We start from the raw sequence: 25087 nt of genomic DNA, 5'->3' as shown, positions 1-25087 counted from the left end.
GCGCCTCGCGCCGATGCCCGCAAGGCAGCCGCCGGGCCGGTGCTTCACAGCGGGCGGATACCCGCGGCCGGTCCGGTATTCTTGACTGGTGTTCGGACGTAAAAAAGAGGCTCCCACGCCCCAAGAAACCATCGACCAGGCCACCCCGGCCCAGCCCCGGGACGGCAAGGGCGCGCCCACACCTCGGCGCAAGGACCAGGAAGCTGCGCGGAAACGCCCGCTGGTCCCGAACGACCGCAAAGCAGCGCGCGACGCCAACCGGCTTGCCCAGGCGGACCAGCGGCTGAAAATGCGCGAGGCGATGAACACCGGCGACGAGCGCTACCTGCCGTTCCGAGACAAGGGCCCGCAGAAGCGCTTTGTCCGCGACTTCGTCGACGCCCGCTGGGTGCTTGGCGAATTCCTGATTGTCTTCGCCCTGATTTTCGTGATCCTCAGCTTCGTCCGCGACCTCAACGTACAGGCCTTCATCCTGGTGGGCTTCTGGGTGCTGCTGGGGCTGGTGGCCGTCGACGCGTTCATCCTGGGGCGGCAGCTGAAGAAGCGCCTGACCGCCAAGTTCGGCGAGGTGGAGCGCGGCGCCGTGTGGTACGGCGTGATGCGCGGACTGCAGCTGCGCCGGATGCGGCTGCCGAAGCCGCAGGTCAAGCGCGGCGAATACCCCAGCTGATTCTGCGCGGAGAACACCGCATCAAGGGTCGGGAGCAACGTTGCTCCCGACCCTTTTTCATGCCCAATGTGCTTGCCAGCTTCCGCCTGGTCAGCGCCGCCGCTTCGTCAGGCCCCGGTTGATCCGGCCGGCCCAGAACGGTCCCTCGTAGAGGAATGCCGTGTAGCCCTGCACCAGCGTGGCGCCGGCATCCAGCCGTTCCTGTACGTCGTCGGCCGTCTCCACGCCACCCACGGCTACCAGCGCCATGTCAGGTCCGACGGCGGTGCGCAGCCGGCGCAGCACCTCAAGCGACCGCTGCTTCAAGGGAGCACCGGACAGGCCTCCGTCGCCGCAGGCAGCAACCTGGGCGGGGTCGGACACCAAGCCGTCCCGGGAAATCGTCGTGTTGGTCGCGATAATCCCGTCCAGCTCCAGTTCCAGCGCCAGCCGGGCGACGTCGTCGATGTCCTCGTCGCTGAGGTCGGGGGCGATCTTGACCAGCAGCGGCACATGTCGCCCGGCCGCCGTATCGGCCGTCTCCCGGACTGCCTGCAGCAGCGGCCGCAACGTCTCCACGCTCTGCAGCAACCGCAGGCCCGGAGTGTTCGGCGAGGACACATTAACCACCAGATAGTCCGCGGACGACGCCAGCAGCCGGGCACTCTTCAGGTAGTCCTCGGTGGCGTTGTCCAGTTCCACCACCTTGGTCTTGCCGATATTGACGCCGATCACCGGGCGCAGCGCCCCGTAACGGGCAGCAAGGCCGCGCCGTGCGGCGGCGATCCGCGGTGCGACCGCCGCGGCGCCGTCGTTGTTGAATCCCATCCGGTTGATCACGGCGCGGTCCTCGATCAGCCGGAACAGCCGGGGCTGCGCGTTGCCAGGCTGGGCGCTTCCGGTGATGGTGCCGACCTCCACCGCACCGAAGCCCAAGTCCGCCAGCGCCTCGATACCGTGGCCTTCTTTATCGAAGCCGGCAGCCAGGCCGAACGGCGACGGGAAGCGCAGTCCCAGGGCCTCGGTGGCCAGTGACGGATGCGGACGGGTCAGCCGCCGCAGCACGGCCCCGGCACCACAGCGGTGCGCGGTCCGGATGAGCTGGAAACCGATTCGGTGTGCGCGCTCGGCGTCCATCCAGGAGAACGCGGCGCGGAAGAAGGCTGGGTACAGGCGCATGGTCCTAGTTTTCCGTGTGCGGGCCGCCGCACCAAACCGTGTCGCCTTAGGCGCTAGCATGAAGTCAGCGACCGTGGCGAGAGGAAGGACCACCCTGGCGATGGCAGCCGACTGGCAGGAAGACATGCTCGGTGCGGAGTTCGAGTCCACCGTCCTGCAGGTGCCGGCGGTGGACGGGGCGGCGCAGCGCGCCACGCTGGTCCGCTATCTGCCTCAGTCCCCGCAGCGCTCCCCCGGCGGCCATGCCGTGCTGTACGTGCACGGCTGGAGCGATTATTTCTTCAACACCGAGCTGGCCGGATTCTGGCACCGCCAAGGGGTGGCGTTTTACGCGCTGGATCTGCACCACCACGGCCGCAGCCTGCAGGAGGGCGAGCCCGCTGGCTACGTCACGGATCTGCGCCAGTACGACGACGAGATCTCCCTGGCGCTGGAACTGATCGGCGAGGAAAACGGTGGGTCGGAGACCAATGTCACGCTGATGGGACACTCCACCGGCGGGCTGGTGGCGTCCCTGTGGGCGGCCGAACATCCGGGCCGGCTACGCGCGCTGGTGCTGAACAGCCCCTGGCTGGAAATGCACGGCAGCTCCTTGGTCCGCCGCGCTGCGGGAGCCGTGCTGGAGCCGTTGGCCCGGATGAAGCCGGAGGCCGCGATCAAACTCCCCGTCCGGGGCTTCTATTACCGCAGCATCAGTCGCACGGCCGAGGGCGAGTGGGACCTGGACCCTCGGTTGCGCCCGCCGGAGTCCTTCCCGGTGCGGGCCGGCTGGCTCAGCGCCATCTGGGACGGGCAGGCGAAGGTTGCGAAGGGCCTCAACCTTCAGATTCCGGTGCTGGTGATGTCCTCGACGCGCAGCATGAACGGACCGGTGTGGCATGAGGACATGAAGAACACCGACGTCGTGCTCGACATCCGCACGATGACCGAACGGGCGGTGCGGCTGGGCAGCAGCGTCTCCATCGAGCAGGTGCAGGATGCCCTGCACGACGTGTTCCTCTCCCGGGCGGACGTGCGTGACGACGCCTATGCGCGGCTGCAGCGCTGGGCCCAGGCTTACATGCTGGGCACCAGCGAACGCCCGGCCCTTCCGCCGCAAACCGCCTAGGCGCCGCCGGCGGCCGCGGCGTCCACCGCTCCACCGTACCGGCGGTCGCGGCGAGCATAGATGTCGATCGCTTCCCACAGCGTGCGCCGGTCGACATCGGGCCACAGGGTATCCATGAACACCATCTCGGCATACGCCGACTGCCAGAGCATGAAGTTGGAGAACCGCTGCTCCCCCGAGGTGCGCAGGAACAAGTCGACGTCCGGCAGGTCCGGCTCGTCAAGATAGCGCTGGATGGTCTTTTCCGAGACCGACGACGCACGCAGCCTCCCCGCCGCGACGTCCGCAGCGATGGCGGCTGCGGCGTCGGCGATTTCCGCCCGGCCGCCGTAGTTCACGCACATGGTTAGGGTGCAGGTGGAGTTCCCGGCGGTCTGCCGCTCGGCGACCTCCAGTTCGTTGACCACCGACTTCCACAGCCGCGGCCGACGGCCGGACCAGCGGATGCGCACGCCCCACGCGTCCAACTGGTCGCGCTGGCGCCGCAGCACGTCGCGGCTGAAGCCCATCAGGAAGCGCACCTCTTCCGGGGACCGCTTCCAGTTCTCGGTGGAAAAGGCGTACACGCTGACGTGCTTGACTCCGATCTCGATGGCACCGGCCATCACGTCCAGCAGCGCCGCTTCACCGGCCCGGTGCCCCTCGGTGCGCGGCAGGCCACGCTGGTTGGCCCAGCGGCCGTTGCCGTCCATCACGATGGCCACATGCTCCGGAACCAGCGCCGGTGGCAGGGTGGGCGGCTGGGCGCCGGAGGGGTGCGGCCAGGGCTGCTGTGGTTGCCGGGAAATTGGGGTCACACTCGCTCCACATGCTTGAGGGATTTCAGGGTTCGTTCCAGATGCCACTGCAGATAACTGGCCACCAGCCCGGCGGCCTCGCGGCGCGGACCGGTGGCCGAGGCGTCGGCGGCCGGCCAGTCCGCCGAGAGCAGGGCGGCCAGCAGCTCCATGGTTTGCGGCGCGGGCGAGGCCGAACCCGGCGGCCGGCAGTCGTGGCAGACCGCACCGCCCAGCGGCGCGTTGAAGGCGGTGTGCGGACCGGGAGCGCCGCAGCGGGCGCACTGGTCGAAACTGGGGGCCCAGCCTGCCGTCGCCAAGGCGCGCAGCAGGTAGGAATCGAGGATCAGTTCGGGCGCGTGCACGCTGCGGCTCAGCGCGGAGAGCGCGCCGATGACCAGCCCGTACTGCGCGCTGGCCGATTCGCCATCCACGTCGGTGAGTTTTTCCGCGGTCTCGCAGATCGCGGCCGCGGAGGTGTATTTCGTGTAGTCCGCGGCGATGTCCCGGCCATAGGGGCCGACCATCTGGGCCTGCGTGACGATGTCGAGGCTGCGGCCGGACACCAGTTGCAGGTCCGCCACCATGAACGGTTCCAGCACCGCGCCGAATTTACTGCTGGTGCGGCGCACCCCCTTGGCAACAGCCCGGATTTGGCCGTGCTGCTTGGTGAGCAAAGTGATGATGCGGTCGGCCTCGCCGAGTTTGTGGGTCCGCAAGATGACGCCCTGGTCCCGGTAGGTACGGGAGGCGAAAGATCTGTTGGACACCGTTTTATTCTCCCACTAAAGCGGGCCTTCCCGCCGCGGTACGGCAGGAAGGCCCGCGATGACGGATTCGGCGCCGGAGCTAGAGCGAACCGACGCTCTTGGCTGCTTCGTCGCGGATGGCGCGGTTCACCGCGGACACCACGGCCTTCAGCGAGGACATCGTGGTGTTGGTGTCGATGCCTACACCCCAGAGCACCCGCTCGCCCACGGCGCACTCCACATAGGCTGCTGCCCGGGCGTTGCCGCCTTCGGACAGCGCATGCTCGGTGTAGTCCAGGACCCGCACGTCCACGCCGTCCTGGCGGAAGATCTCCAGCAGTGCGGCAATCGGCCCGTTGCCCTCGGCCGTACGGCGGCTCTGCACACCGTCTACGCCCATGGTGGCGGTCAGCTGGAAGGTGCCGTCCTCGGCGCTGTCGGTCTTCACCGAGCCCAGGGTGTAGTGGCCCCAGCTGTTCTCCGGGGTGGGCAGGTACTCGTCGTTAAAGACCTCCCACAGCTGCGCCGGGCTGACTTCGCCGCCGACGGTATCAGTGCGGCGCTGGATCACGCCGGAGAATTCGATCTGCGCCCGGCGCGGCAGGTCCAGCTTGTGCTCGTGCTTGAGCAGGTAAGCCACGCCGCCCTTGCCGGACTGCGAGTTGACCCGGATCACCGCTTCGTAGCTGCGGCCCAGGTCCTTGGGGTCCACCGGCAGGTACGGCACGGCCCAGGTCAGTTCGTCCACCGTCTTGCCCTGCTCGGCGGCGTCGGCTTCCATGGCCTCGAAGCCCTTCTTGATGGCGTCCTGGTGGGAGCCGGAGAAGGCGGTGAAGACCAGATCCCCGCCGTACGGCGAACGTTCCGGCACTGGCAGCTGGTTGCAGTATTCCACCGTGCGGCGGACGTCGTCGATGTTGGAAAAGTCGATCATCGGGTCGATGCCCTGGCTGAACATGTTCAGCCCCAGGGTCACCAGGTCCACGTTGCCGGTCCGCTCGCCGTTGCCGAACAGGCAGCCCTCGATCCGGTCGGCGCCGGCCAGATAGCCCAGTTCCGCCGCCGCCACGCCGGTCCCGCGGTCGTTGTGCGGGTGCAGCGAGAGGATCACGTTCTCCCGGTTGGTCAGGTTCCGCGACATCCATTCGATGGAATCGGCGTAGACGTTTGGCGTGGCCATCTCCACCGTGGCCGGCAGGTTCAGGATCACGTTCCGGTCGGCCGAGATTTCAAAGACGTCGGTGACCGCGTTGCAGATCCGGGCGGCGAACTCCAGCTCGGTCCCGGTGTAGGACTCGGGCGAGTACTCGTAGGTGATCTCGGTGCCCTTCAGCCCCTCTTCGTACTTGCGGCACAGCCGGGCACCCTGCAGGGCGATGTCCACGATGCCGTCCTGGTCCTCGCGGAACACCACGCGGCGCTGCAGCACGGAGGTGGAGTTGTACAGGTGAACGATGGCGCGGCCCGCACCGGCGATCGATTCGTAGGTGCGCTCGATCAGGTGTTCGCGGGACTGCGTCAGGACCTGGATGGTGACGTCGTCGGGGATCCGGTCGCCTTCGATCAGTTGGCGGACAAAGTCGAAGTCGGTCTGCGACGCCGAGGGGAACCCGACCTCGATCTCCTTGAAGCCCATGCCCACCAACAGGTCGAACATCTTGTGCTTGCGCTCGGGGCTCATCGGGTCGATCAGCGCCTGGTTGCCGTCACGCAGGTCCACGGCGCACCAGCGCGGGGCCTTGGTCATCACCTTGTCCGGCCAGGTGCGGTCCGGCAGTTCCACAGTGATCTGGTCCTGGAACGGAATGTACTTATGGATGGGCATTCCGGAGGGCTTCTGTGCGTTTCGCATTTTAGTGTGTGGCCTTTTCTCATGAGAGCTAATTGAAGAATATTGGCCGGGCAACACAAACTCCGCAGCGAGGGTTCGGCCTGTCAAACAGTAGTTCGCGTGGCCTCGCCGCGGCAGCTAAGAAGGAGCATTCCTGCGCGCACAATTTCACACTAGCACGGTGCGTAGGATGTGAGGGAAACGCTGACACAACTATGAAATGAGGCGCCGCATGAGCCGCTCCGGAATCGTATTGTCCAACGTCGACCCGGCCGTCCGCCCGCAGGACGACCTCTTCCGGCACGTGAACGGCACGTGGCTCGCGGAGACCGACATCCCGGACGACCGCGCCTTGGAAGGCTCCTTCACCGCCCTGCGCGATGCGTCCGAAGAGGCCGTGCACGCCATCATCGAAGACGCCGCCAAGCATCCCGACCCGGCCAGCCCTGCCGGCAAGATCGGCATGCTGTATGCCGGGTTCATGGACACCGCAACGATCGAAGCCAAGGGCTTCTCCCCGTTGGCCGAGCAGTTTGCCGCCGTTGCGAAAATTTCCGACCGGGACGGCCTGCGCGAGGTCATCGGGGCCTTCAGCCGCAGCGGTGCCGCCTATCCGCTGGCCTTCTTCGTCAACAACGACGCCGGCGACCCCACCCGCTATGTGATCTACCTGTATCAGGCCGGGCTCGGCCTGCCGGACGAGGCCTACTACCGCGAGGAGGAGTTCGGTCCCATCCGCGAGGCCTACCGCGACTATGCGGGCAAGATGCTGCAACTGGCCGGCTTTGATCCGGCACAGGCCGACGCAGCCCTGGACCTGGAGCACAAACTGGCGGCCGGCCACCTGGACAAGGTTTCCTGCCGCGACCCGCAGCAGACCTACAACCTGCGCACCGCCGAACAGGTGGAAGCGGTGGCCGGATGGGTGCCGGAATGGCTGGCCGCGCTGGGGCCGGAAGCCGCAGGCGCTGCCGATATGGTGGTCTGCCAGCCGGAATTTCTGCGCACGCTGGACGCCTTGCTGGACAACGAGCCGCTGGAAGCCTGGCAGGCGTGGCTGCGGCTGCAACTGCTGACGACGGCGGCGCCCTACCTTCACGACGAGGCGGTGCAGACCCACTTCGGCTTCTACGGCCGGGCCCTGAGCGGTACTCCGGAACTGAAGGAGCGGTGGAAGCGCGGGGTGGCGCTGGTCGAAGGTGCCCTCGGCGAAGCCATCGGGGAGGAATACGTGTCCCGGCATTTTCCGCCGACGCACAAGGCCCGGATGGAGGAACTGGTCGGCAACCTGCTGGCGGCCTACCGGGAAAGCATCACCGGCCTGCCGTGGATGACCGAGGCCACGATCGGGAAGGCGCTGGAGAAGCTGGCAGGCTTCCGAACCAAAATCGGCTACCCGGAGAAGTGGATCGACTATTCCAGCTTCGTGCCGGTGGAGGACGTCTGGGCCAATGTCCAGGCCTCCAATGAGTTTGAGGTCCGTCGCAATCTGGCCAAATTGGGCGGTCCTATCGACGACGCCGAGTGGCACATGACTCCGCAGACGGTCAACGCCTACTACATGCCGACCATGAACGAAATCGTCTTCCCGGCCGCCATCCTGCAGCCGCCCTTCTTCGACGCCGACGCCGATGCCGCCGCGAACTACGGAGCCATCGGCGCGGTCATTGGCCACGAGATCGGCCACGGCTTCGACGACAAAGGATCGCAGTATGACGGCACCGGCGCGCTGCGGAACTGGTGGTCGGACGAAGACCGGGCTGCCTTTGAACACCTCACCGGCAAGCTGGTGGCGCAGTACGCCGCGCTCAGTCCGGCAGAGGCTCCCGGCAACACCGTCAACGGCGAACTCACCCTGGGCGAGAACATCGGCGACCTCGGCGGACTGGCCATCGCCTACCGCGCCTACCAACTGAGCCTGCAGGGCGAGGAAGCCCCGGTGGTCAACGGGCTGACCGGCAGCGAGCGGTTCTTCTACTCCTGGGCCGAGTGCTGGCGACAGAAGATCCGTTCCGAGGAGGCGGTGCGCCGGCTGACCATCGATCCGCATTCCCCGAACGAATTCCGCTGCAACCAGGTGGTGCGCAACCTGGATGCCTTCCACGACACGTTCGGGACGGCCGAGGGCGACGGACTCTGGCTCGACCCGGAGCAGCGCGTCCGGATCTGGTAGCCGCCGGCTAGAAGGCGCCAGACTGCTGGCAGGTCACCTGATCGGCGGTCTGGCCCTTGAAGCCGCCTGCCACACCGCCGGTTTTCGCCAGCTGCTTACCGCTGGCGAAGTCCTGCCCCACCGACAGCGCGACGCCGTAGTAGTCGCCGGAGGCCAGCACGTTGGCCCGCGGAACGTTGAGTTCCCCGGCCAGGGACAGGGCGACCTCTTCGAAGCCGGCGGAGTAGAACAGCTGGGTGGTTGTCCGCTCCGCGTCGCCGGCCACCGGAGCGGCCAGCAGGTAGCCCAGCTCGTGCAACTGCGTGGACAATTCCTCGCCGCGGTCCGCTGCACCGGAGGCATTAACCACCTGGACAGGCTGCACGGCCGGATCGAAGGCCGGTACGTCGTCGCCGGCCGTGGGATCGTTCCCGGGGGCGGTGGACGCGTCGGTGGCAGCACCGCCGTCGTCGCTCTTCGGCGTCCCGGCGCCCGCATCGGGGGTGGCGCCGTCGGTGGCCTGCGCGTCGGAGGACTCGGCACCGGAGGATCCGGCAGCGTTCACCTCGGGGGCGGTGACGTCGCCGTCTTTGCGCAGGATCCGGAACAGCTCCTGCGCCGGCTCCTCGTCCAGGACCAGGCGGTTCTCGTCCACCGGAGATGCCTGGGTGGGCAGCGAGACGAAGGCGACCTTGCCGAGATCCACGGCCTTGATCCGGTCCGCCAGCGCCAGCAGCCGGGGAATTTCCGCCAGTCCCTCATCCACGGTCAGGTTGCTGACCACGGCTTCGGCAATGGAATACAAGCGGGGCACATTGGTCAAGGTCCCCTCGGACTGGATCTTGCGGGCCATCGAGGCCAGGAAGCTCTGTTGGGCCCTGATCCTGCCGCGGTCTCCGCCGTCACCGAAGGAGTGGCGGGTGCGCAGGAACGCCAGCGCCTGCTCGCCCTGCACCGAGCTCACGCCCGCTGGCAGCTTGAGCTTCGAGTAGCTGTCGTCGATCGGTTCGTTGACGCAGACGTCCACGCCGCCGATGACGGTGGAGAGTTCCTTGACCGCGTTGAAGTCGGCCATCATGAAGTGGTCGATCTCCAGGCCGGTCATCTCGTTCAATGCCGCGACGGTGCAGCCCGGGCCGCCGTAGCTGAGGGCGGCGTTGAGCTGGGCAGACTGCTGTTCCGGATAGACCTGCCCGGTCTCCGGATCCGTGCAGCTGGGGATCGTCGTGAGCAGGTCACGGGGCAAGCTGACCACGGTGACGCGTTTGCGGTCAGCGGACATGTTGACCAGCATCATCACGTCCGACTTGCCCCAGCCCGACGACGAATCATTCGAGCCGTACTTGCCGCCGGTGCCGTCCCGCGTGTCCGTCCCCAGCACGAGGATTTGCACGGGATCCCGGCTCAGGTCTACCGGAAGACCCGGCCCGCCGGTGCTCAGGTTCAGCGGCGACGTGGTGATGCTGTCGCGCAGGCCGACGATTTTGAAGACGACGACACCGACGCCGGCCGCCAGAACCAGGGCCAGCACGCCGGACACGATCTTCAGCCATAGCAAACGGGGGCCCCGGCCCATGTGGCGCGGGGTGGCACGCCGCGACGGTCCGGGCCGCTGCGGGGTTGGCCCGGTCGGGGTCTGCGGTTCATCACTGGAGCTGCCGCGATGAGCCACTGGCTTTCCCCTCAATCCATTGAAAAATTTAATGCACAATTGGCCTACCCGAACGCAGGCCGCTAAGTATTGTACGGCCTGCAGCTGGGTAAAGTTCCCGGTTTAAGCCCCAGCCTAGAAACCCAGGCGTACCAATTGCTTGGGGTCGCGCTGCCAGTCCTTGGCGATTTTCACATGCAGGTCCAGATAGACCCGGGTGCCGAGCAGGCCCTCGATCCCCTTGCGGGCCCGGGTGCCGACGTCGCGCAGCCTCGCCCCGCCCTTGCCGATGATGATGGCCTTCTGTGACGGACGTTCCACGAACAGGTTCACCCGGACGTCCAGCAGCGGATTGTCGGCGCTGCGGCCTTCGCGCGGAACGATCTCCTCCACCACCACGGCCAAGGAGTGCGGCAACTCGTCGCGCACACCCTCCAGCGCGGCTTCGCGGATCAGTTCGGCCACCATCACCGCCTCCGGCTCATCCGTGAGCTCGCCGTCCGGGTATAGCGGCGGCGACAGCGGCATCTGCTGGACCAAGACGTCGGCGACGGTCTGAACCTGGTCACCCTTGGCTGCGGACACCGGCACGATCGCAGCGAATCCCTCCGCACCGAAGACTTCGGTACCGAGTCCGGCCACCGACAGCAACTGCTCGGCCAACGCCTGCTTGTCCACCAGATCGGTCTTGGTCACCAGTGCCACCACGGGCTTTCGGGCCAGGCCTGCCAACTGGCTGGCGATGAACCGGTCGCCGGGCCCGATCTTCTCATTGGCCGGCAGGCAGAAACCGATCGCGTCGACTTCCGACAGCGTATCGGCCACCAAGTCGTTCAGCCGCTGCCCCAGCAGGGTCCGGGGCCGGTGTAGTCCGGGGGTATCCACCAGCACCAGCTGGGCATCCGACCGGTGCACGATACCGCGGATGGTGTGCCGGGTGGTCTGCGGCTTGGCGGACGTGATGGCCACTTTCTGACCGACCAGGGCATTCGTCAGCGTGGACTTGCCGGCGTTGGGCCGGCCCACCAGCGAGACAAAACCGGCGCGGTAGTCGTCCGGCCAGCCGCTGGACGGCATCGCCATGGGCTTTCCAGAATCGGACCTGTTCTCTGTCATCGTTCCCTCTCAGTCCCGGGCAGGCGCGCGGTGTCAGTCGCGGCAGCTCCGTCGTCGTGGCTGGTCTGCGCTTCGGGCGGCACGTCGTACCAGGCCAGCACGTGGCTGACGCGGTTGCGCCGTCCCTCCAGCCGCTCCGCCCGCAGATGCAGGCCGTCCAGCAGGACTTCGCTGCCCACGATCGGCACCCGGCCCAGGCTTTTGGCCAGCAGCCCGCCGACCGTGTCCACCTCTTCATCGTCCAGCTCCAGGCCGAACAGTTCACCGACGTCGTCGATGCCGGCGCGGGCGCTGACGCGGAACCGTCCGTCCGGCAGCGCTTCGATCTCGGGGCGCTCGGTGTCATACTCGTCGACGATTTCGCCGACGATCTCTTCGATCAAGTCCTCCAGCGTGACCAGGCCGGCGGTTCCGCCGTACTCGTCGATCACGATCGCCACATGCGTGGACTCGCGCTGCATTTCCTGCAGCAACTCCCCCACCGCCTTGGACTCCGGCACATAGCGGACCTCGCGGCAGATCTGATCCACCAGGATGCCGGCGCCGTGGTCGGCCCTCCCGTGGATCCGGGCAGCGACGTCTTTCAGATAGAGGATGCCGCGGACCTGGTCGGCGGTGTCCATGATCACCGGGATGCGCGAGTAGCCGGACTGCAGGAACAGCGTCATGGCCTCCTGCAGGGTGGAGCCGGAATCGATGCTCAGCATGTCCGTGCGCGGCACCATCACCGACCTGACCTTGGTGTCGCCCAGTTCAAAGACCGAGTGGATCAGTTCCGCTTCCGTGTCCTCGATCATGTCCGATTCATTGGCCCGGTCCACCAGTTCGCGGAACTCTTCTTCGGTGAAGAACGCGGCGTCGGCCCGGGGCGCGTTCGGCGCAACCGCGCTGCCCAGCCGCACGAGCCACTGCGGCACCGGCCCCAGCACCGCGCACAGCATCCGGACCAGCAACGCGGTGGAGAGCACCACGGCGCTGGCATGCATCCGGCCCAGTTGGCGCGGCGACACCCCGACCAGCACGAACCCGACGCCGGCCATGGTGGCGGTGGCGAGCAGACCCGCCAACCAGATGTTGTCCAGCAGATCGTGAAAGAGCAGCGCGATGGCTACGGCGGCGGCCATCTCGAACCAGACCCGCCAGAAACGCAGCGCATGCATGTGCGCCGCCGGCGAGGCCAGGATGACGCGCAGGCTGCGGCTCCGTCCGGACCGCAGCAAATGTTCGGCGTCGTGGCGCGGCAAATACGTGAACGCTGCCTCGGCGGCGGTGAGCGCGCCGGCGACAAGTATAAAAGCCAGCGTCATGCCGGCAAGAACCCAGAGCATCGTCGCGTCTCTACAGCGTGGTTTCGGTGGGGGCGGCCTTGCCCGTGAAGGAGGAGAGGAGCTGGCGCTGGAGGCCGAACATCTCTTCCTTTTCGGCCGGCTCCGCGTGGTCGAAGCCGAGCAGATGCAGGATGCCGTGCGTGGTCAGCAGCAGCATTTCGTCCAGCAGCCCGTGGCCCGCCTTCTGCGCCTGCTCCTGCGCAACCTGCGGACAGATCACAATATCGCCGAGCACGCCGGCCGGGCCGGGCTTCATCGCGGTACCGGGACGCAGCTCATCCATCGGTAAGGACAGCACGTCGGTGGCACCCGGCTCGTCCATCCATTCGATGTGCAGCCGTTCCATCGCCTCGGTGTCCACCATGATGATGGACAGCTCGGCTTCCGGATGCACGTAGAGCGAATCCAGCACGAACCGTGCCAGCCGCACCAGCTCTTCTTCGTCCGCCGCGATGGTCGATTCGTTATTGACCTCGATGCTCATGCTCCACGCTCCGGGCTCGGGCCTTCCGCTTCAGTCTTCCGCCGCGCGGGCGGGGTGCGGTGCGGGATGCGCCCGACCGCGCTGCGACGGCGCTCGTCCCAGCGGCTGTAGGCCGTCACAATGTCGCTGACCAACCGGTGCCGGACCACGTCGGTGGCATCGAGCTGGGAGAAGCGAACGTCCTCGACACCTTCCAGGATTTCGCTGACCACCTTCAAGCCGGAGCTGGTGCCGCCGGGCAGGTCGATCTGCGTGACGTCGCCGGTCACCACCATCTTGGAGCCAAAGCCCAGCCGGGTGAGGAACATCTTCATCTGTTCCGGCGTGGTGTTCTGCGCCTCGTCCAGGATGATGAAGGCGTCGTTCAGCGTGCGGCCGCGCATGTAGGCCAGCGGCGCCACCTCAATGGTGCCGGCCGCCATCAGGCGCGGAATCGATTCCGGATCCATCATGTCGTGCAGCGCGTCGTAGAGCGGGCGCAGATACGGATCGATCTTGTCGTTGAGCGTGCCCGGAAGGAAGCCCAGCCGCTCCCCTGCCTCAACGGCTGGACGGGTCAGGATGATCCGGTTGACCTCTTTGTGCTGCAAGGCCTGCACGGCCTTGGCCATCGCCAGGTACGTCTTTCCGGTGCCGGCCGGACCGATGCCGAAAACCACTGTGTGGTTGTCGATGGCCTCAACGTAGTTCTTCTGGTTGAGCGTCTTGGGCCTGATGTTGCGGCCGCGCGAAGACAGGATGTTCAGCGTGAGCACTTCGGCCGGTCGTTGCGCAGTCTGTTCGCCGAGCATGCGCAGCAACTGGGCAACCACCTGCGGCGTGATCCGGGTGTCCTTGGCGGCCAGCGCACGGATCTCTTCGACCAGGTTCAGCGTGAGTTGGACTGCGTCGGCGGGGCCGGAAATGGAGAGCTCGTTGCCGCGCACATGGAGGTTCACGTCGCTGAACTCGGCCTCAATGACCTGCAGCACCTCATCATGGGCACCGAGCGCCCTCACCATGTGTTCCGGCGAATCGAAATGGACGGAACGGCTGCTTGATCCCAGCGGATCGACATCCAGGCGTGATTGGGACATAGTCCGGCCGATGCGGCCTTTCATCGCTCCTTCGGTGGGCGCTGCGCGCGGTGCTGATGACGGTACTGGCGGCGGTGCTGCCAGTGGTGGGCCGGAGGTGCTCCAGCCCTGACGGTACAAGGTACATGCTACGGCACAGGGCACCGCGCAGTCCTCTGCGCGGTGAAAAACGCCTTGATCTCGATCCTGCATCAATCGTGCATCAGTCCGGTTGAGGGCTGGTTAAAGCAGCCATCAGCCCCCCTCCCCTATGCCAAGCTAGTGGGGCAGGAAAACGGACGCCCCCGCTTCCTGCCCTGAATCTACGCAGTCTTTCCGACTGATCAGACGGCCTACCAGAAGGGAACCAGGCATCACCAGCAACCAGCTCCGACAGCCTTCGGGCTCGGTCCCGGCACGCCGCTTCGGCGCGTGGCTGGCGCTGGTTACCGCATCCTCGCTGGTGCTGCTCGGTTGCACACCCCAAGGTACTGCCAGCGGCGGGCAGACCTCCATGCCTGTCCCCACGGCATCCACCGCCGCCAGCAGCCCGCTGGTCTCCAGCGCACCCGTGGAGACGCTGCGCTCCTCCGAGCTCTCCCCGCTGTACTGGCTGGGCACGAACGCGGACAACGTGTTCCTGTACCGCGAATACCGTGAAGCAGAAAACCTCGGAGACCCCATTACGACGGCGGTGGCGGCCTTGACCCGCCAACAACCCCTGGATCCGGACTACTTCAATCCGCTCAGCCCCGCCACCAAGGTCGGCGCGTCCATCACCAACGGCTCGGTCATCACGCTGGACATCTCCTCGGATGCCTTCAAACGCCGTGTGGATGCCGGCATCGCCGAACGCGCCGTGCAGCAGCTGGTTTATACCGCCACCGCGGCCGCGGCCAACGCCGGGCTCAGCAACGCGGATAATCCGCTCGAGGTAGTGATCCTGGTGGACGGCCACCACGGCTACAAAGCCTTCGGCCATGTCACGCTGGGCGAACCCATGTCCCGCGACGGCAGCCTGGCCGCCCCGGTGTGGATCATCGACCCGGCCCAGGGCGTCACGTCCGAAGGACGCGTCGAGGTATTCGGCCGAGGCGTCGCCTTCGAATCGCAGCTGCGCTGGCAGATCTTCCGGATTACCGACCTCGACAAACCGTCGGAAGGCAAGCTGGTCAAGGCCGGAACGGTTTCCGTTGACGCGCCCGCGGGCGAAATCGGCGAGTACAAATTCAGCCAGAAACTGGATCCGGGCACCTACGAGCTCTACGTCTTCCACGAGGACGTCAGCGGGCGGACCGAAGAGCGGCAAAACGCGGACAGCAAGGTCTTCACGATCAAGTAGACCGCGGCCGCCACGCTGGAACACCGACAGCAGGGTCTTCACAATCAAGTAGACCGCGGCCGCCACTAAATGCGGCCGAACAGCCGGTTGGTCTACCGCCAGCGGCCCAACATCTCGCTGAGCAAGGTCAGGGCGGCCGGTCCTGCGGTGGAGGAACGCAGGACGTGAGGCCCCAGCCGCACGGCCACCGCCCCGGCGTCCAGCATCGCGTCCACTTCCGCCTGGCTGATTCCGCCTTCGGGGCCCACAATCATCAGCACCCGGTCCATACGGCCGTCGCCGGGCGACGCCCTGCCGACGCTGGCGGCAGCGGACGAGGGGCCGCCGTCGCGTGTGGCTCCGCCATCAGGCGAGGAACCATCAGCCGGCGAGGCACCGCCGTCGTTCTTGCCCCTGTATTCAGCACGGGACGGGCCCGGGCCCAAGTCCGCGCCGTGCACGGCGTCGGCCACGCTGCCTGCGGCGTCTTCGTGCAGCAGCAGCGACAACCGGCTGGAGCGGATCATGGCGCACAGCCCGGACCGTTCCACCAGCGATTCCACGTCCGGTACGCGTGCCCGCCGTGATTGCTTGGCGGCCGCCCGGACCGCCATTTGCCACTTGGCGACGCCCTTGGTCGCCTTGTCTGCTTTCCACCGCACGATGCTGCGTTCGGCCTGCCACGGGACCACGACGTCGACGCCGAGCTCGGTGGCCGCCTCGATCGCCAGTTCGTCGCGGTTGCCCTTGGCCAGCGCCTGCACCAGCACCAATTCCGGGTTGGGGTCCGGCTCCTGCAGGATCCGCAGGGCGCGGACGGTGAGTTCGCCGGCTCCGCCGGAGATTGCCTCGCCGACCAGCCGGCGGCCCCGGCCATCGGCAAGGTCGACCGGCTCGCCGGGCTCGATCCGCTTCACCGTGACGGCATGCCGCGCCTCGTCCCCGGTCAGCGTGAAGCTGTCGCCGGGGACAACCGCGTCAAGCTCCCCTGGAGCGGTAAAAAACAGGTGGCTGGTCACGCCTAGAGGTTACCGAGCCGCTCGCGCAGCCGGGCGAAGACGCCGGTGCCGGAGGACGCCAGCTTGCCCTCGGTGTATTCCTCGCCCCGGGCCTGCGCCAGTTTGCGGAGCAGGTCCTCCTGCTCCGGGTCCAGCTTGCTGGGAGTCTCCACGTGCACATGCACCTGCAGGTCGCCGCGCCCGTAGCCGCGCAAGTGGGTCACGCCCAGGCCCCGCAGTGTCACGGTCTCCCCCGCCTGGGTGCCGGGCTTGATGTTCAGTTCGCGTTCGCCGTCGAAAGTATCCAGGGTGACGTCGGTGCCCAGCGCGGCCGCGGTCATCGGCACAGTGAGGGTGACGTGCAGGTCGTCGCCCTCGCGGATGAAGTTCTTGTCCGGATTGACCCGGATTTCCACGTAGAGATCGCCCTGCGGTCCGCCCGCCGGACCCGCCTCGCCTTGGCCGGCCAGCTGGATCCGGGTTCCGGTTCCGACGCCGGCCGGAAGCTTGATGGTCAGCGACCGGCGGCTGCGGATGCGTCCCTCGCCGTTGCACTCGTTGCAGGGGTCGGGAATGATCGTGCCGAAGCCCTGGCAGCTGCCGCAGGCGGCCGTGGTCATGACCTGACCGAGGATGGACCGCACGGCGCGCTGGACCTGGCCCGAGCCGCCGCAGATGTCGCAGGTTCGCGGGCTGGTGCCTGGGCGGCAGCAGCTGCCATCGCAGGTGGGGCAGACCACGGCGGTGTCCACCTCGATCTTCTTGTTCACCCCGAAGACCGCGTCCTTGAGGTCGATCCGCACATTGATCAGGGCGTCCTGGCCGCGGCGGGTGCGCGACGCCGGACCGCCGCCCGCTCCGGCACCACCGAAGAAGCTCTCGAAGATGTCCTGGAAGGCGAAGCCGGACCCGGAGAAACCACCGCCGAACCCGGTGTCGTTGCCGTTTTCATTGCCTGTGGTGTCGTAGACGCGCCGCTTCTGCGGGTCCGAGAGCACCTCGTAGGCATGGCTGACCTGCTTGAACTGCTCCGCGGCTTCCGGACCAGGGTTCACGTCCGGGTGCAGTTTGCGGGCCAGCTTGCGGTAGGCCTTCTTGATTTCCTCGGTCGAGGCGTCCTGGCTGACACCGAGGGCGTCGTAGTGGTTGCTCACCTTGTAATACTTCACTTCCTGGAGATTGGTTCACCGGCGACGACGGCCGGCGCGGACAGGGCGCGGCCTAGGGCTGGCCGGCGAGTATCCGTGACAAATAGCGTGCGACAGCGCGCACTGCCGCCATCGTGGTGGGGTAGTCCATCCGGGTAGGGCCGAGAATGCCGACCTTGGCCGTGGCGCCGGGGCCGTAGCCGGTGGCGACCACCGAGGTTTCGGCCAGCGAGCCGTACGGATTCTCGCGGCCGATGCTGACCGACATGCCGTGCGCGTCCTGATGCATCTCGGAGAGCAGCTGCAGCAGGATGACCTGTTCTTCGAGTGCCTCGAGGATGGGGCCGATGCTCAGCGGGAAGTCCACTGTGGAACGGGCCAGGTTGGCCGTTCCGGCCATCAGGATCCGCTCTTCGCTGGTGGCAGCGGCCAACTGGGCAAGAGTCACAGACAGTTCTTCGACGATCTGCGCATGCGCGGGCTCCGCCGGCACCGCGGAGCTCTTCAGCCGGCTCGGCACGCCAGCCAGCGGTTTCCCGGACAGCGCAGCCAGGAAGGAAGTACGCAGCGTGGCCAAGGTATCTTCCGCCACGTCCACTGGCAGCATGGCAACATGCTGGTCCACCTTGCCGTTGTCCGCGATCAGCACCACCAGCACCCGACGCGGCGCGAGCAAGACAAACTCAATGTGCCGCACCTTGGCAGCGCCCAACTGCGGATACTGGATCACTGCCACCTGGTTGGTCAGCTGCGAGAGCAGCCGCACGGTGCGTTCCATCACGTCATCCAGGTCATCGGCTCCGTCCAGCAGTTGCTGGATAGCCCGGCGTTCCGGTGCAGAGAGCGGCTTGACGTCCGAAATCCGGTCCACGAACAGGCGGTAGCCCTTGTCCGTGGGAATTCGGCCGGCACTGGTGTGCGGGGCGACAATCAGCCCGTCTTCCTCCAACGCCGCCATGTCGTTGCGGATCGTGGCAGAAGACACGCCCAGGCTGTGCCGGTCGACCAGTGCTTTGGAGCCGACTGGCTCCCGTGAATGCACATAGTCTTCGACAATGGCGCGGAGCACTTCCAGCCTCCGGACCTCGCTCACTGCACTCCTCCTGTCTACGGCTCAACCTGATGACGGGTTGTTAGCACTCAACACGTCCAAGTGCTAAGTCTAATACGTTGCCCCCGTTGTTAGCATTGTCTTCGCGGCGGAGCCGTGGACGTACTACCTGTGTAAGGACTTGAAGCATATGAGCAGCTACGGCTGGGGCCCCCAGGATCTCACCGCTCCCAAGGCCCGGGCCCTGCGCGAGGTCCCCGCCGGGCCGGGGCTGGTGCTGGAGGATGCGCAGAGCGGCTGGGTAGGGGCCGTGGTCCGGGTGGAGAAATCCGGCGGCGTGCATTTGGTCTCTTTGGAGGACCGCAGGGGCAAGATACGTTCCTTCCCGCTGGGCTTCGGTTTTCTGTTGGAAGGCGAGCCGGTGAACGTTGTTCCGCCCGCGGCCGCAGCGAAGGCGCCGGTCCGCCAGCGGACAGCCTCCGGCTCGGTAAAGGTGGAGGGCCAACGCGCCAGGGTGGCGCGGGCCAGCCGCATTTGGGTTGAAGGCAAGCATGATGCCGAACTGGTGGAGAAGGTTTGGGGAGACGACCTGCGAGTGGAGGGCATCGTCGTCGAACCGCTGCACGGCGTGGACGACCTGGCCGCGGCAGTGGCTGAGTTCTCCCCCGGCCCGCAGCGCAGGCTCGGCATCTTGGTGGATCATTTGGTGCCGAATTCCAAGGAGTGGCGGATTGCCGAGGCCGCGATGGCCGTTCCGGCGGCCGCCGGGAATGTGCTGATTGTGGGCCACCCCTACGTCGATGTCTGGCAGGCGATCAAGCCCTCGGTGATCGGCCGGGCACAGTGGCCGGTCGTTCCGCGCGGCACGGACTGGAAGACCGGCATCCTCGCCGGCCTCGGCTGGCCGCACCGGACCCAGATCGACGTGGCCGACGGCTGGAAGCGGCTGCTGGGCAGCGTCAACAGCTATGCGGATCTGGAGCCCAGCCTGTTGGGCCGGGTAGAGGAAGTCATCGATTTCCTCACGGTCTGAGCTGTTTCTGCGGCCGCAGTATGCAACGGACCGCAGGATCTAACCGCTAGGCTAGGAACAGCAGTGAGCCATCAGCAGATTTTCCAAAGGTAGGTCAAGTGTCCGAGAACTCTGCTCGCAACCAGCAGCCGGGACGCAAGTCGGCACCGCGCCCGCAGTATCAGAGCGCGTCGGCTTCCGCCTTGCCGCTGACCCCCTCCGAGGACCGGCAGTGGGCAACCATGGCGCACTTCGGCGGAATCCTTGGCTGTTTCCCGTCGCTGGTGATCTACCTGATCTTCAAGGACCGGGGACCGTTCACCGCCCAAGAGTCCAAAGAGGCGCTCAACTTCACCGTCCCGCCCACTGTGGTGGCCATTGTGGCGAACCTGTTGATTGTCATCCCGGCAGTCAGCGGCATCTTTGCCGTCGTCGCCGCCGCCATCTGGGTGTTCCTCACGGTCTATTCCGTGATCGCGGGCATCAAGTGCAACCGGGGCGTGCCGTACCGCTACACCTACAACCTGCGCTTGTTCCGCTAGGTCTGCGCCGCCCGAGTAGCCACTGCGGCGGAAGACTCCCGGACACCCCTGGTTATTCGTCCTTCGCCACGGCAGGCGTGCCCGGCGCCTGGGCGGCCCTGCCCTGCCATGGCCACTTGCCGGTGATTTCCAGCTCCAGCGACCAACTGAGGAATGTGCGGATGAGCACGATCGCGGCGAGCACCGCCACGCTTTCGAGCGTCGGGCTGATGGCGACGGTTCTGATAATGTCCGCGGCGACCAAGAGTTCCAGACCGAGCAGGATCGACCGCCCCAGAAACCGGCGAAATTGCTCATAGACTCCGGCCTGCCTCCGCACTAGCCGCGGAACGGCAAACACGGAAGCCAAGACCGCGCCGGCCACGATGGCTGCAACTCCCGCTGCGTCCATGAGGCGGCCGACTGCCTCCATTATCTCCCCGAACTCCATGGCATCCCCTGACCTTCACGGTCCGTCACGGCACCAGTCCTATTCCAGCGGCAGTTCGGCGGGAAATCCTGCGCAGGGCACCGAGGCTACCGGTGGTTCCTGACGCACCTGACCGCCTCGGCAGCTTTGCATCATCGCTGGGCCTCATTGTCCGCCCAGGGAACGAGGGGCGCAATGGACAGAGGCCCGGCCACCCGGGTCAGGATGTTCCGCTAGTCCGCGTCCCCTCCGCCCGCGCCGGCTGCCAAACGCTGGCGCGCGGTGTTCAACCCCGCCCCGACCGGAACATGGCCGGTGGCAGCTGCCAGCCCGAAGACCGGCATGTCGCTATACACGCTTTCCCTCCCGCCGGGCACCGTCTCGTAAGTCTCGTGCCACACCCCGATGTCCCCGGTGCCGGCGGACTCCCGCATGAACCGGCGCCATGGCTCCAGGTGCGGCGCCGACCGATCGGCCGCGAACCGCTGCAAGTGTTCCGGACTCTTCCAGTAGCTGACCATGATCGTGGTGCGCCCGAACCACTGCTGGTAACCCAGCAATCCGGCCTCCGGCGTCTTGGCCAAGTGAGCCAGCATTCTGGGCATGGCCGCCCCCACGCGTGCTAACTTCCCGATCTTCCACCACCGATTGGCCCGCATCCCGATCAGGAAGACCGTCACCGGGCCTGCTTCGGGACTGGCAGTGAAACGTCCTGGGCGCACTTGTTCCGACATGAGCTTTTCCTTCCATAACAGTGTTACAGAACAGTGTTATGCAATACTGGTCCCATGGCAAGACCCATAGTCCACGATGAGACCCTGCGCCGCAGCCTGCTTGACACTGCAGCGTCCCTGATTGCCCGCGACGGCGCCGCCTCGGTATCGCTGCGCAGCATTGCCGCTGCAGCAGGGACGTCGACGACGGCGGTGTATTCACTCTTCGGGGGCAAGGCGGAACTGTTGACAGCCGTGCTCGACGACGGCTTCGCTTCCTTTGCTGCTTCCCAACAGGGCGCTGCAGCTGCAGGCCTCGAAGCACTGGGCTGGGCCTATCGAAGCTGGGCGCTGGAACATCCGGTCCTGTACGGCCTGATGTTCGGCGGTTCGTTGGCCAGCCAGGTGCCGTGCCGTCCGACGCCGGGAGCAGCTGAACCCTCGATTGCTCCGCTTTTCAGCGCCGTGGCTGCCGCGCTGCCCGGAGCGGCGGACGACGAGATCGCCTCGATGGTCGGCGTCGTGTGGGGCCAGGTCCACGGGCTGGTGTCACTGGAGTTGGCCGGGGCACCGGCGGCTGGCTGGAGCTGGGATGCTGCCTATGCTGCGGCCCTCAGGCAGATTGGCCGCTCACTGGGACGCTAGCGAAGATCAGTCTTCCAGCAGCCGGCGGACCACGGCGTCGGCCAGCAACCGTCCCTTGAGCGTGAGCCGAATGGTCCCGGCGAAGGCCGCTGCCGGCTCGACGAGGGCATCCGCGATCAGTCCGGCTACGGCTTTCCTGCCGTTCGGCCCCAGGTCCTGGGTGCGCAGCCCGTCGATGATGCGGGTCTGCAGCATCACGTGCTCCAACTGCCGGGTACCCGGGTCCAGCGTTTCACGGCCGGCTGCCGGGGAGACTCCGGTGGCCAGACGCTGCGCGTAAGCGGCCGGATGCTTCACGTTCCACCAGCGGACGCCGCCGATGTGCGAATGAGCGCCAGGGCCGGCGCCCCACCAATCGTCGCCGCGCCAGTAGGCGAGGTTGTGCCGGCAGCGGTCTTCCGGAGTACGGGCCCAATTGCTCACCTCGTACCAGCTGTACCCTGCCGCCGCCAACCGCGCATCCGCTATCTCGTATTTGGTGGCATGGTCGTCGTCGTCGATGCCGGGCACCTCACCCCGGCGGATCTGCGCGGCCAGTTTAGTGCCGTCCTCGACGATCAGGGCGTACGCGGAGATATGGTCCGGCCCGCAGGCGATGGCGGAGTCCAGGCTGGCCTCCCAGTCCGCAATGGACTCCCCCGGCGTGCCGTAGATCAGGTCCAGGCTGACCTTGAGCCCGGCCTCGCGCGCCCACTGCACCGCCTGCGGTACGCGTTCCGGGTTGTGCGTGCGGTCCAGCACCTTCAGCACGTGCGGCACGGCCGATTGCATCCCGAAGGAAACCCGGGTGAAACCCGCGTCGGCCAGGATCTTCAGCGATTCCGGCGTCACCGAGTCCGGGTTGGCTTCCGTCGTGACCTCGGCGTCCGGCTCCAGCCCCCATAAGCGTCCGGCCTGGCCAAGCATGCTGGCCAGGTCCGGTGCCGGCAGCAGGGTGGGCGTGCCGCCGCCGAAGAAAACCGTGGCCAACGGGCGGTCGGGCAGGCCCGAGCCGCGCAGCACGCGCGCCGCCAGGTCCAGTTCGGTGTTCAGCGTGCCGGAGTACTCATCCTGCGAGGCCCCGGAACCGAGCTCCTTGGCCGTGTAGGTGTTGAAGTCGCAGTAGCCGCAGCGCACCCGGCAGAACGGTATGTGCACATACAGGCAGAAGGCCCGGCTTTCCGCCCCGTCTGCTGCCTGGGCAGGCAGCAGACCGTCGGCCGGGGCCGGATCCCCGAGGGGCAGGACGCTAGGCACTGAGGCGCGCCCCCGCCGTCGTTGTTTTCAGCACTGCGGAACTACTTCTTAGCCTTGTCCTTGGAATCGTCCGACGACAGCGCGGCGATGAAGGCCTCCTGCGGGACCTCCACGCGGCCGACCATCTTCATCCGCTTCTTGCCTTCCTTCTGCTTCTCGAGCAGCTTGCGCTTGCGGGAGATGTCGCCGCCGTAGCACTTGGCGAGCACGTCCTTGCGGATTGCGCGGATGTTCTCGCGGGCAATGATCCGGGAACCGATGGCCGCCTGGATGGGCACCTCGAACTGTTGCCGCGGAATGAGCTCGCGGAGCTTTGAGGTCATCATCACGCCGTAGCTGTAGGCCTTGTCACGGTGCGTGATGGCGCTGAACGCGTCCACCTGTTCGCCTTGCAGCAGGATGTCCACCTTGACCAGATCGGCCACCTGGTCGCCGTCGGCCTTCCAATCCAGCGAGGCATAGCCGCGGGTGCGCGACTTCAGGTTGTCGAAGAAGTCAAAGACGATCTCGGCCAGCGGCAGCCGGTAGCGCAGCTCCACCCGGTCCTCGGAGAGGTATTCCATGCCCTTCATGTCCCCGCGGCGGGACTGGCAGAGCTCCATGATGGTGCCGACGAACTCGTTGGGCGCCAGGATGGTGGCAGAGACCATCGGCTCGCGGACCTCGGAAACCTTGCCGTCCGGGTATTCGCTCGGGTTGGTGACCGTCAGGATCTTCTTGTCCTCCAGCGTGACCTCGTAGACCACGTTGGGGGCGGTGGAAATCAGGTCCAGTCCGAATTCGGCTTCGAGCCGCTCCCGGGTGATTTCCAGGTGCAGCAGGCCCAGGAAGCCGACGCGGAAGCCGAACCCGAGGGCCGCGGAGGTCTCCGGTTCGTAGATCAGAGCCGCGTCGTTGAGCTTGAGTTTGTCCAGCGCGTCGCGCAGCACCGGGTAGTCCGTGCCGTCGATCGGGTAGAGCCCGGAGAAGACCATCGGCTTGGGGTCGGCGTAGCCGCCGAGGGATTCGGCTGCCGGCTTGGCCAGGTTGGTGACGGTGTCGCCGACCTTGGACTGGCGAACGTCCTTCACGCCGGTGATCAGGTAGCCGACCTCTCCAACGCCAAGGCCGTTGGACGGGGTCGGCTCGGGCGAGCTGACGCCAATTTCGAGCAGTTCGTGGCTGGCCTTGGTGGACATCATCTGGATGCGCTCCCGCGGTGAGAGCTTGCCGTCGACCACGCGCACGTAAGTGACCACGCCGCGGTAGGTGTCATAGACCGAGTCGAAGATCATGGCGCGGGCCGGCGCATCGGGGTCGCCCACCGGGGCCGGCAGGTCCCGGACAATCTTGTCGAGCAGCGCCTCGACACCGACGCCGGTCTTGCCGGAGACCTTGAGCACGTCCTCGGGCTCACCGCCGATCAGGTTGGCCAACTCGGCTGCATACTTTTCCGGCTGTGCGGCCGGCAGGTCGATCTTGTTCAACACCGGGATGATGGTCAGGTCGTTTTCCATCGCCAGGTAGAGGTTCGCCAGCGTCTGCGCCTCGATCCCCTGCGCGGCGTCTACCAGCAGGATGGCACCCTCACAGGCGGCCAGCGACCGCGAGACTTCGTAGGTGAAGTCAACGTGCCCCGGCGTGTCAATCATATTGAGGGCGTAGCTGTTGCCGTCGAGTTCCCAAGGCATGCGCACCGCCTGGGACTTGATGGTGATGCCGCGTTCGCGTTCGATGTCCATCCGGTCCAGGTACTGGGCCTTCATGTCGCGCGGCTGAACTACGCCGGTGAGCTGGAGCATCCGGTCGGCCAGAGTGGACTTACCGTGGTCGATGTGGGCGATGATGCAGAAGTTCCTGATGATCGCCGGATCGGTGGCGGCGGGCACCGGTGCGGTGCGGGCCATCGGTGACACAGATGGTTCCTTACTCTCGGACAAGCGGACTGGCAATGC

Annotated in this window: 23 protein-coding genes; 7 read left to right on the top strand and 16 right to left on the bottom strand. The window is 66.6% G+C overall.

Annotated features, from left to right (window positions below):
• Window positions 1–88: 88 nt before the first annotated feature.
• Complete coding sequence (locus tag ACMX2H_RS06735) at window positions 89–670, top strand: DUF3043 domain-containing protein (protein WP_414959771.1); 582 nt, start codon at window positions 89–91, stop codon at window positions 668–670.
• A 90-nt stretch (window positions 671–760) separates the two neighbouring features.
• On the opposite strand, the gene ACMX2H_RS06730 is transcribed toward ACMX2H_RS06735, so the two are convergent.
• Window positions 761–1828 carry a quinone-dependent dihydroorotate dehydrogenase gene (locus ACMX2H_RS06730; protein ID WP_414959770.1) on the bottom strand — a complete coding sequence of 356 codons (1068 nt, stop codon included), beginning with the start codon at window positions 1826–1828 and terminating at the stop codon, window positions 761–763.
• 58 nt (window positions 1829–1886) lie between these two features.
• On the opposite strand from ACMX2H_RS06730, the gene ACMX2H_RS06725 reads away from it, so the two are divergent.
• Window positions 1887–2936, top strand: coding sequence for an alpha/beta hydrolase (locus ACMX2H_RS06725; protein ID WP_414959769.1), 1050 nt, complete (start codon window positions 1887–1889; stop codon window positions 2934–2936).
• Here ACMX2H_RS06725 and ACMX2H_RS06720 read toward each other — a convergent pair.
• From ACMX2H_RS06720 to leuA, 3 genes are all read right to left on the bottom strand, one after another.
• On the bottom strand, window positions 2933–3733 hold the full coding sequence (locus tag ACMX2H_RS06720; protein ID WP_414959768.1) for an isoprenyl transferase: 801 nt from the start codon (window positions 3731–3733) through the stop codon (window positions 2933–2935). The genes ACMX2H_RS06725 and ACMX2H_RS06720 overlap by 4 nt on opposite strands.
• The gene (gene recO / locus ACMX2H_RS06715; RefSeq protein WP_414959767.1) at window positions 3730–4482 is read right to left on the bottom strand and encodes a DNA repair protein RecO; all 753 of its coding nucleotides are present in this window, start codon (window positions 4480–4482) and stop codon (window positions 3730–3732) included. Before recO ends, ACMX2H_RS06720 begins: the two co-directional genes overlap by 4 nt.
• 79 nt (window positions 4483–4561) lie before the next feature.
• Window positions 4562–6313, bottom strand: coding sequence for a 2-isopropylmalate synthase (leuA, locus tag ACMX2H_RS06710; RefSeq protein ID WP_414959766.1), 1752 nt, complete (start codon window positions 6311–6313; stop codon window positions 4562–4564).
• A gap of 211 nt (window positions 6314–6524) precedes the next feature.
• Between leuA and ACMX2H_RS06705 the strand changes: the two genes are divergently transcribed.
• Window positions 6525–8465: a M13 family metallopeptidase gene (locus tag ACMX2H_RS06705; RefSeq protein WP_414959765.1), complete on the top strand. Its 1941-nt coding sequence runs from the start codon at window positions 6525–6527 to the stop codon at window positions 8463–8465.
• Window positions 8466–8472: 7 nt separating this feature from the next.
• Here ACMX2H_RS06705 and ACMX2H_RS06700 read toward each other — a convergent pair whose 3' ends face one another.
• From ACMX2H_RS06700 to ACMX2H_RS06680, 5 genes are all read right to left on the bottom strand, one after another.
• A complete protein-coding gene (locus tag ACMX2H_RS06700; RefSeq protein ID WP_414959764.1) occupies window positions 8473–9984 on the bottom strand; it encodes an LCP family protein in 1512 nt (503 codons plus the stop codon).
• A 246-nt stretch (window positions 9985–10230) separates the two neighbouring features.
• A complete protein-coding gene (gene era, locus ACMX2H_RS06695) occupies window positions 10231–11178 on the bottom strand; it encodes a GTPase Era (RefSeq protein ID WP_414959763.1) in 948 nt (315 codons plus the stop codon).
• 29 nt (window positions 11179–11207) lie between these two features.
• Window positions 11208–12539, bottom strand: coding sequence for a hemolysin family protein (locus ACMX2H_RS06690; protein ID WP_414959762.1), 1332 nt, complete (start codon window positions 12537–12539; stop codon window positions 11208–11210).
• Window positions 12540–12549: 10 nt separating this feature from the next.
• Window positions 12550–13023 carry an rRNA maturation RNase YbeY gene (gene ybeY / locus ACMX2H_RS06685; protein ID WP_414959761.1) on the bottom strand — a complete coding sequence of 158 codons (474 nt, stop codon included), beginning with the start codon at window positions 13021–13023 and terminating at the stop codon, window positions 12550–12552.
• A complete protein-coding gene (locus ACMX2H_RS06680) occupies window positions 13020–14099 on the bottom strand; it encodes a PhoH family protein (RefSeq protein ID WP_414959826.1) in 1080 nt (359 codons plus the stop codon). The genes ybeY and ACMX2H_RS06680 overlap by 4 nt, the downstream gene beginning before the upstream one ends.
• A gap of 493 nt (window positions 14100–14592) precedes the next feature.
• Here ACMX2H_RS06680 and ACMX2H_RS06675 point away from each other — a divergent pair, with 493 nt between their 5' ends.
• A complete protein-coding gene (locus ACMX2H_RS06675; RefSeq protein WP_414959760.1) occupies window positions 14593–15420 on the top strand; it encodes a GerMN domain-containing protein in 828 nt (275 codons plus the stop codon).
• A gap of 92 nt (window positions 15421–15512) precedes the next feature.
• Here the strand turns inward: ACMX2H_RS06675 and ACMX2H_RS06670 are convergent, their stop codons facing one another.
• The 3 genes from ACMX2H_RS06670 to hrcA all read right to left on the bottom strand — a co-directional run bounded on the left by ACMX2H_RS06670 (window position 15513) and on the right by hrcA (window position 18638).
• Window positions 15513–16418, bottom strand: coding sequence for a 16S rRNA (uracil(1498)-N(3))-methyltransferase (locus ACMX2H_RS06670; RefSeq protein ID WP_414959759.1), 906 nt, complete (start codon window positions 16416–16418; stop codon window positions 15513–15515).
• Window positions 16419–16420: 2 nt separating this feature from the next.
• Window positions 16421–17551 (bottom strand): molecular chaperone DnaJ, encoded by a 1131-nt coding sequence (gene dnaJ / locus ACMX2H_RS06665; protein WP_414959758.1) that lies wholly within the window; start codon window positions 17549–17551, stop codon window positions 16421–16423.
• Between the two features lie 67 nt (window positions 17552–17618).
• Complete coding sequence (hrcA, locus tag ACMX2H_RS06660; protein ID WP_414959757.1) at window positions 17619–18638, bottom strand: heat-inducible transcriptional repressor HrcA; 1020 nt, start codon at window positions 18636–18638, stop codon at window positions 17619–17621.
• A gap of 148 nt (window positions 18639–18786) precedes the next feature.
• Between hrcA and ACMX2H_RS06655 the strand changes: the two genes are divergently transcribed.
• Both ACMX2H_RS06655 and ACMX2H_RS06650 read left to right on the top strand, forming a co-directional pair.
• Complete coding sequence (locus tag ACMX2H_RS06655) at window positions 18787–19629, top strand: DUF3097 domain-containing protein (protein WP_414959756.1); 843 nt, start codon at window positions 18787–18789, stop codon at window positions 19627–19629.
• Window positions 19630–19727: 98 nt separating this feature from the next.
• Window positions 19728–20150, top strand: coding sequence for a DUF4870 domain-containing protein (locus ACMX2H_RS06650; RefSeq protein WP_136785334.1), 423 nt, complete (start codon window positions 19728–19730; stop codon window positions 20148–20150).
• Between the two features lie 52 nt (window positions 20151–20202).
• Here the strand turns inward: ACMX2H_RS06650 and ACMX2H_RS06645 are convergent, their stop codons facing one another.
• Window positions 20203–20580, bottom strand: coding sequence for a DUF1622 domain-containing protein (locus ACMX2H_RS06645; protein ID WP_414959755.1), 378 nt, complete (start codon window positions 20578–20580; stop codon window positions 20203–20205).
• A 212-nt stretch (window positions 20581–20792) separates the two neighbouring features.
• The gene (locus ACMX2H_RS06640) at window positions 20793–21293 is read right to left on the bottom strand and encodes a DUF4188 domain-containing protein (protein ID WP_414959754.1); all 501 of its coding nucleotides are present in this window, start codon (window positions 21291–21293) and stop codon (window positions 20793–20795) included.
• A 54-nt stretch (window positions 21294–21347) separates the two neighbouring features.
• On the opposite strand from ACMX2H_RS06640, the gene ACMX2H_RS06635 reads away from it, so the two are divergent.
• Window positions 21348–21917: a TetR/AcrR family transcriptional regulator gene (locus ACMX2H_RS06635; RefSeq protein ID WP_414959753.1), complete on the top strand. Its 570-nt coding sequence runs from the start codon at window positions 21348–21350 to the stop codon at window positions 21915–21917.
• Window positions 21918–21923: 6 nt separating this feature from the next.
• On the opposite strand, the gene hemW is transcribed toward ACMX2H_RS06635, so the two are convergent.
• Both hemW and lepA read right to left on the bottom strand, forming a co-directional pair.
• Window positions 21924–23153 carry a radical SAM family heme chaperone HemW gene (hemW, locus tag ACMX2H_RS06630; protein ID WP_414959752.1) on the bottom strand — a complete coding sequence of 410 codons (1230 nt, stop codon included), beginning with the start codon at window positions 23151–23153 and terminating at the stop codon, window positions 21924–21926.
• A gap of 41 nt (window positions 23154–23194) precedes the next feature.
• A complete protein-coding gene (lepA, locus tag ACMX2H_RS06625; RefSeq protein ID WP_414959751.1) occupies window positions 23195–25048 on the bottom strand; it encodes a translation elongation factor 4 in 1854 nt (617 codons plus the stop codon).
• Window positions 25049–25087: the final 39 nt, after the last annotated feature.

It is taken from the genome of Arthrobacter sulfonylureivorans, assembly GCF_047607445.1.
Lineage (GTDB): Bacteria > Actinomycetota > Actinomycetes > Actinomycetales > Micrococcaceae > Crystallibacter > Crystallibacter sulfonylureivorans_A.
This window is presented reverse-complemented; position numbering and strand designations above follow the sequence as displayed.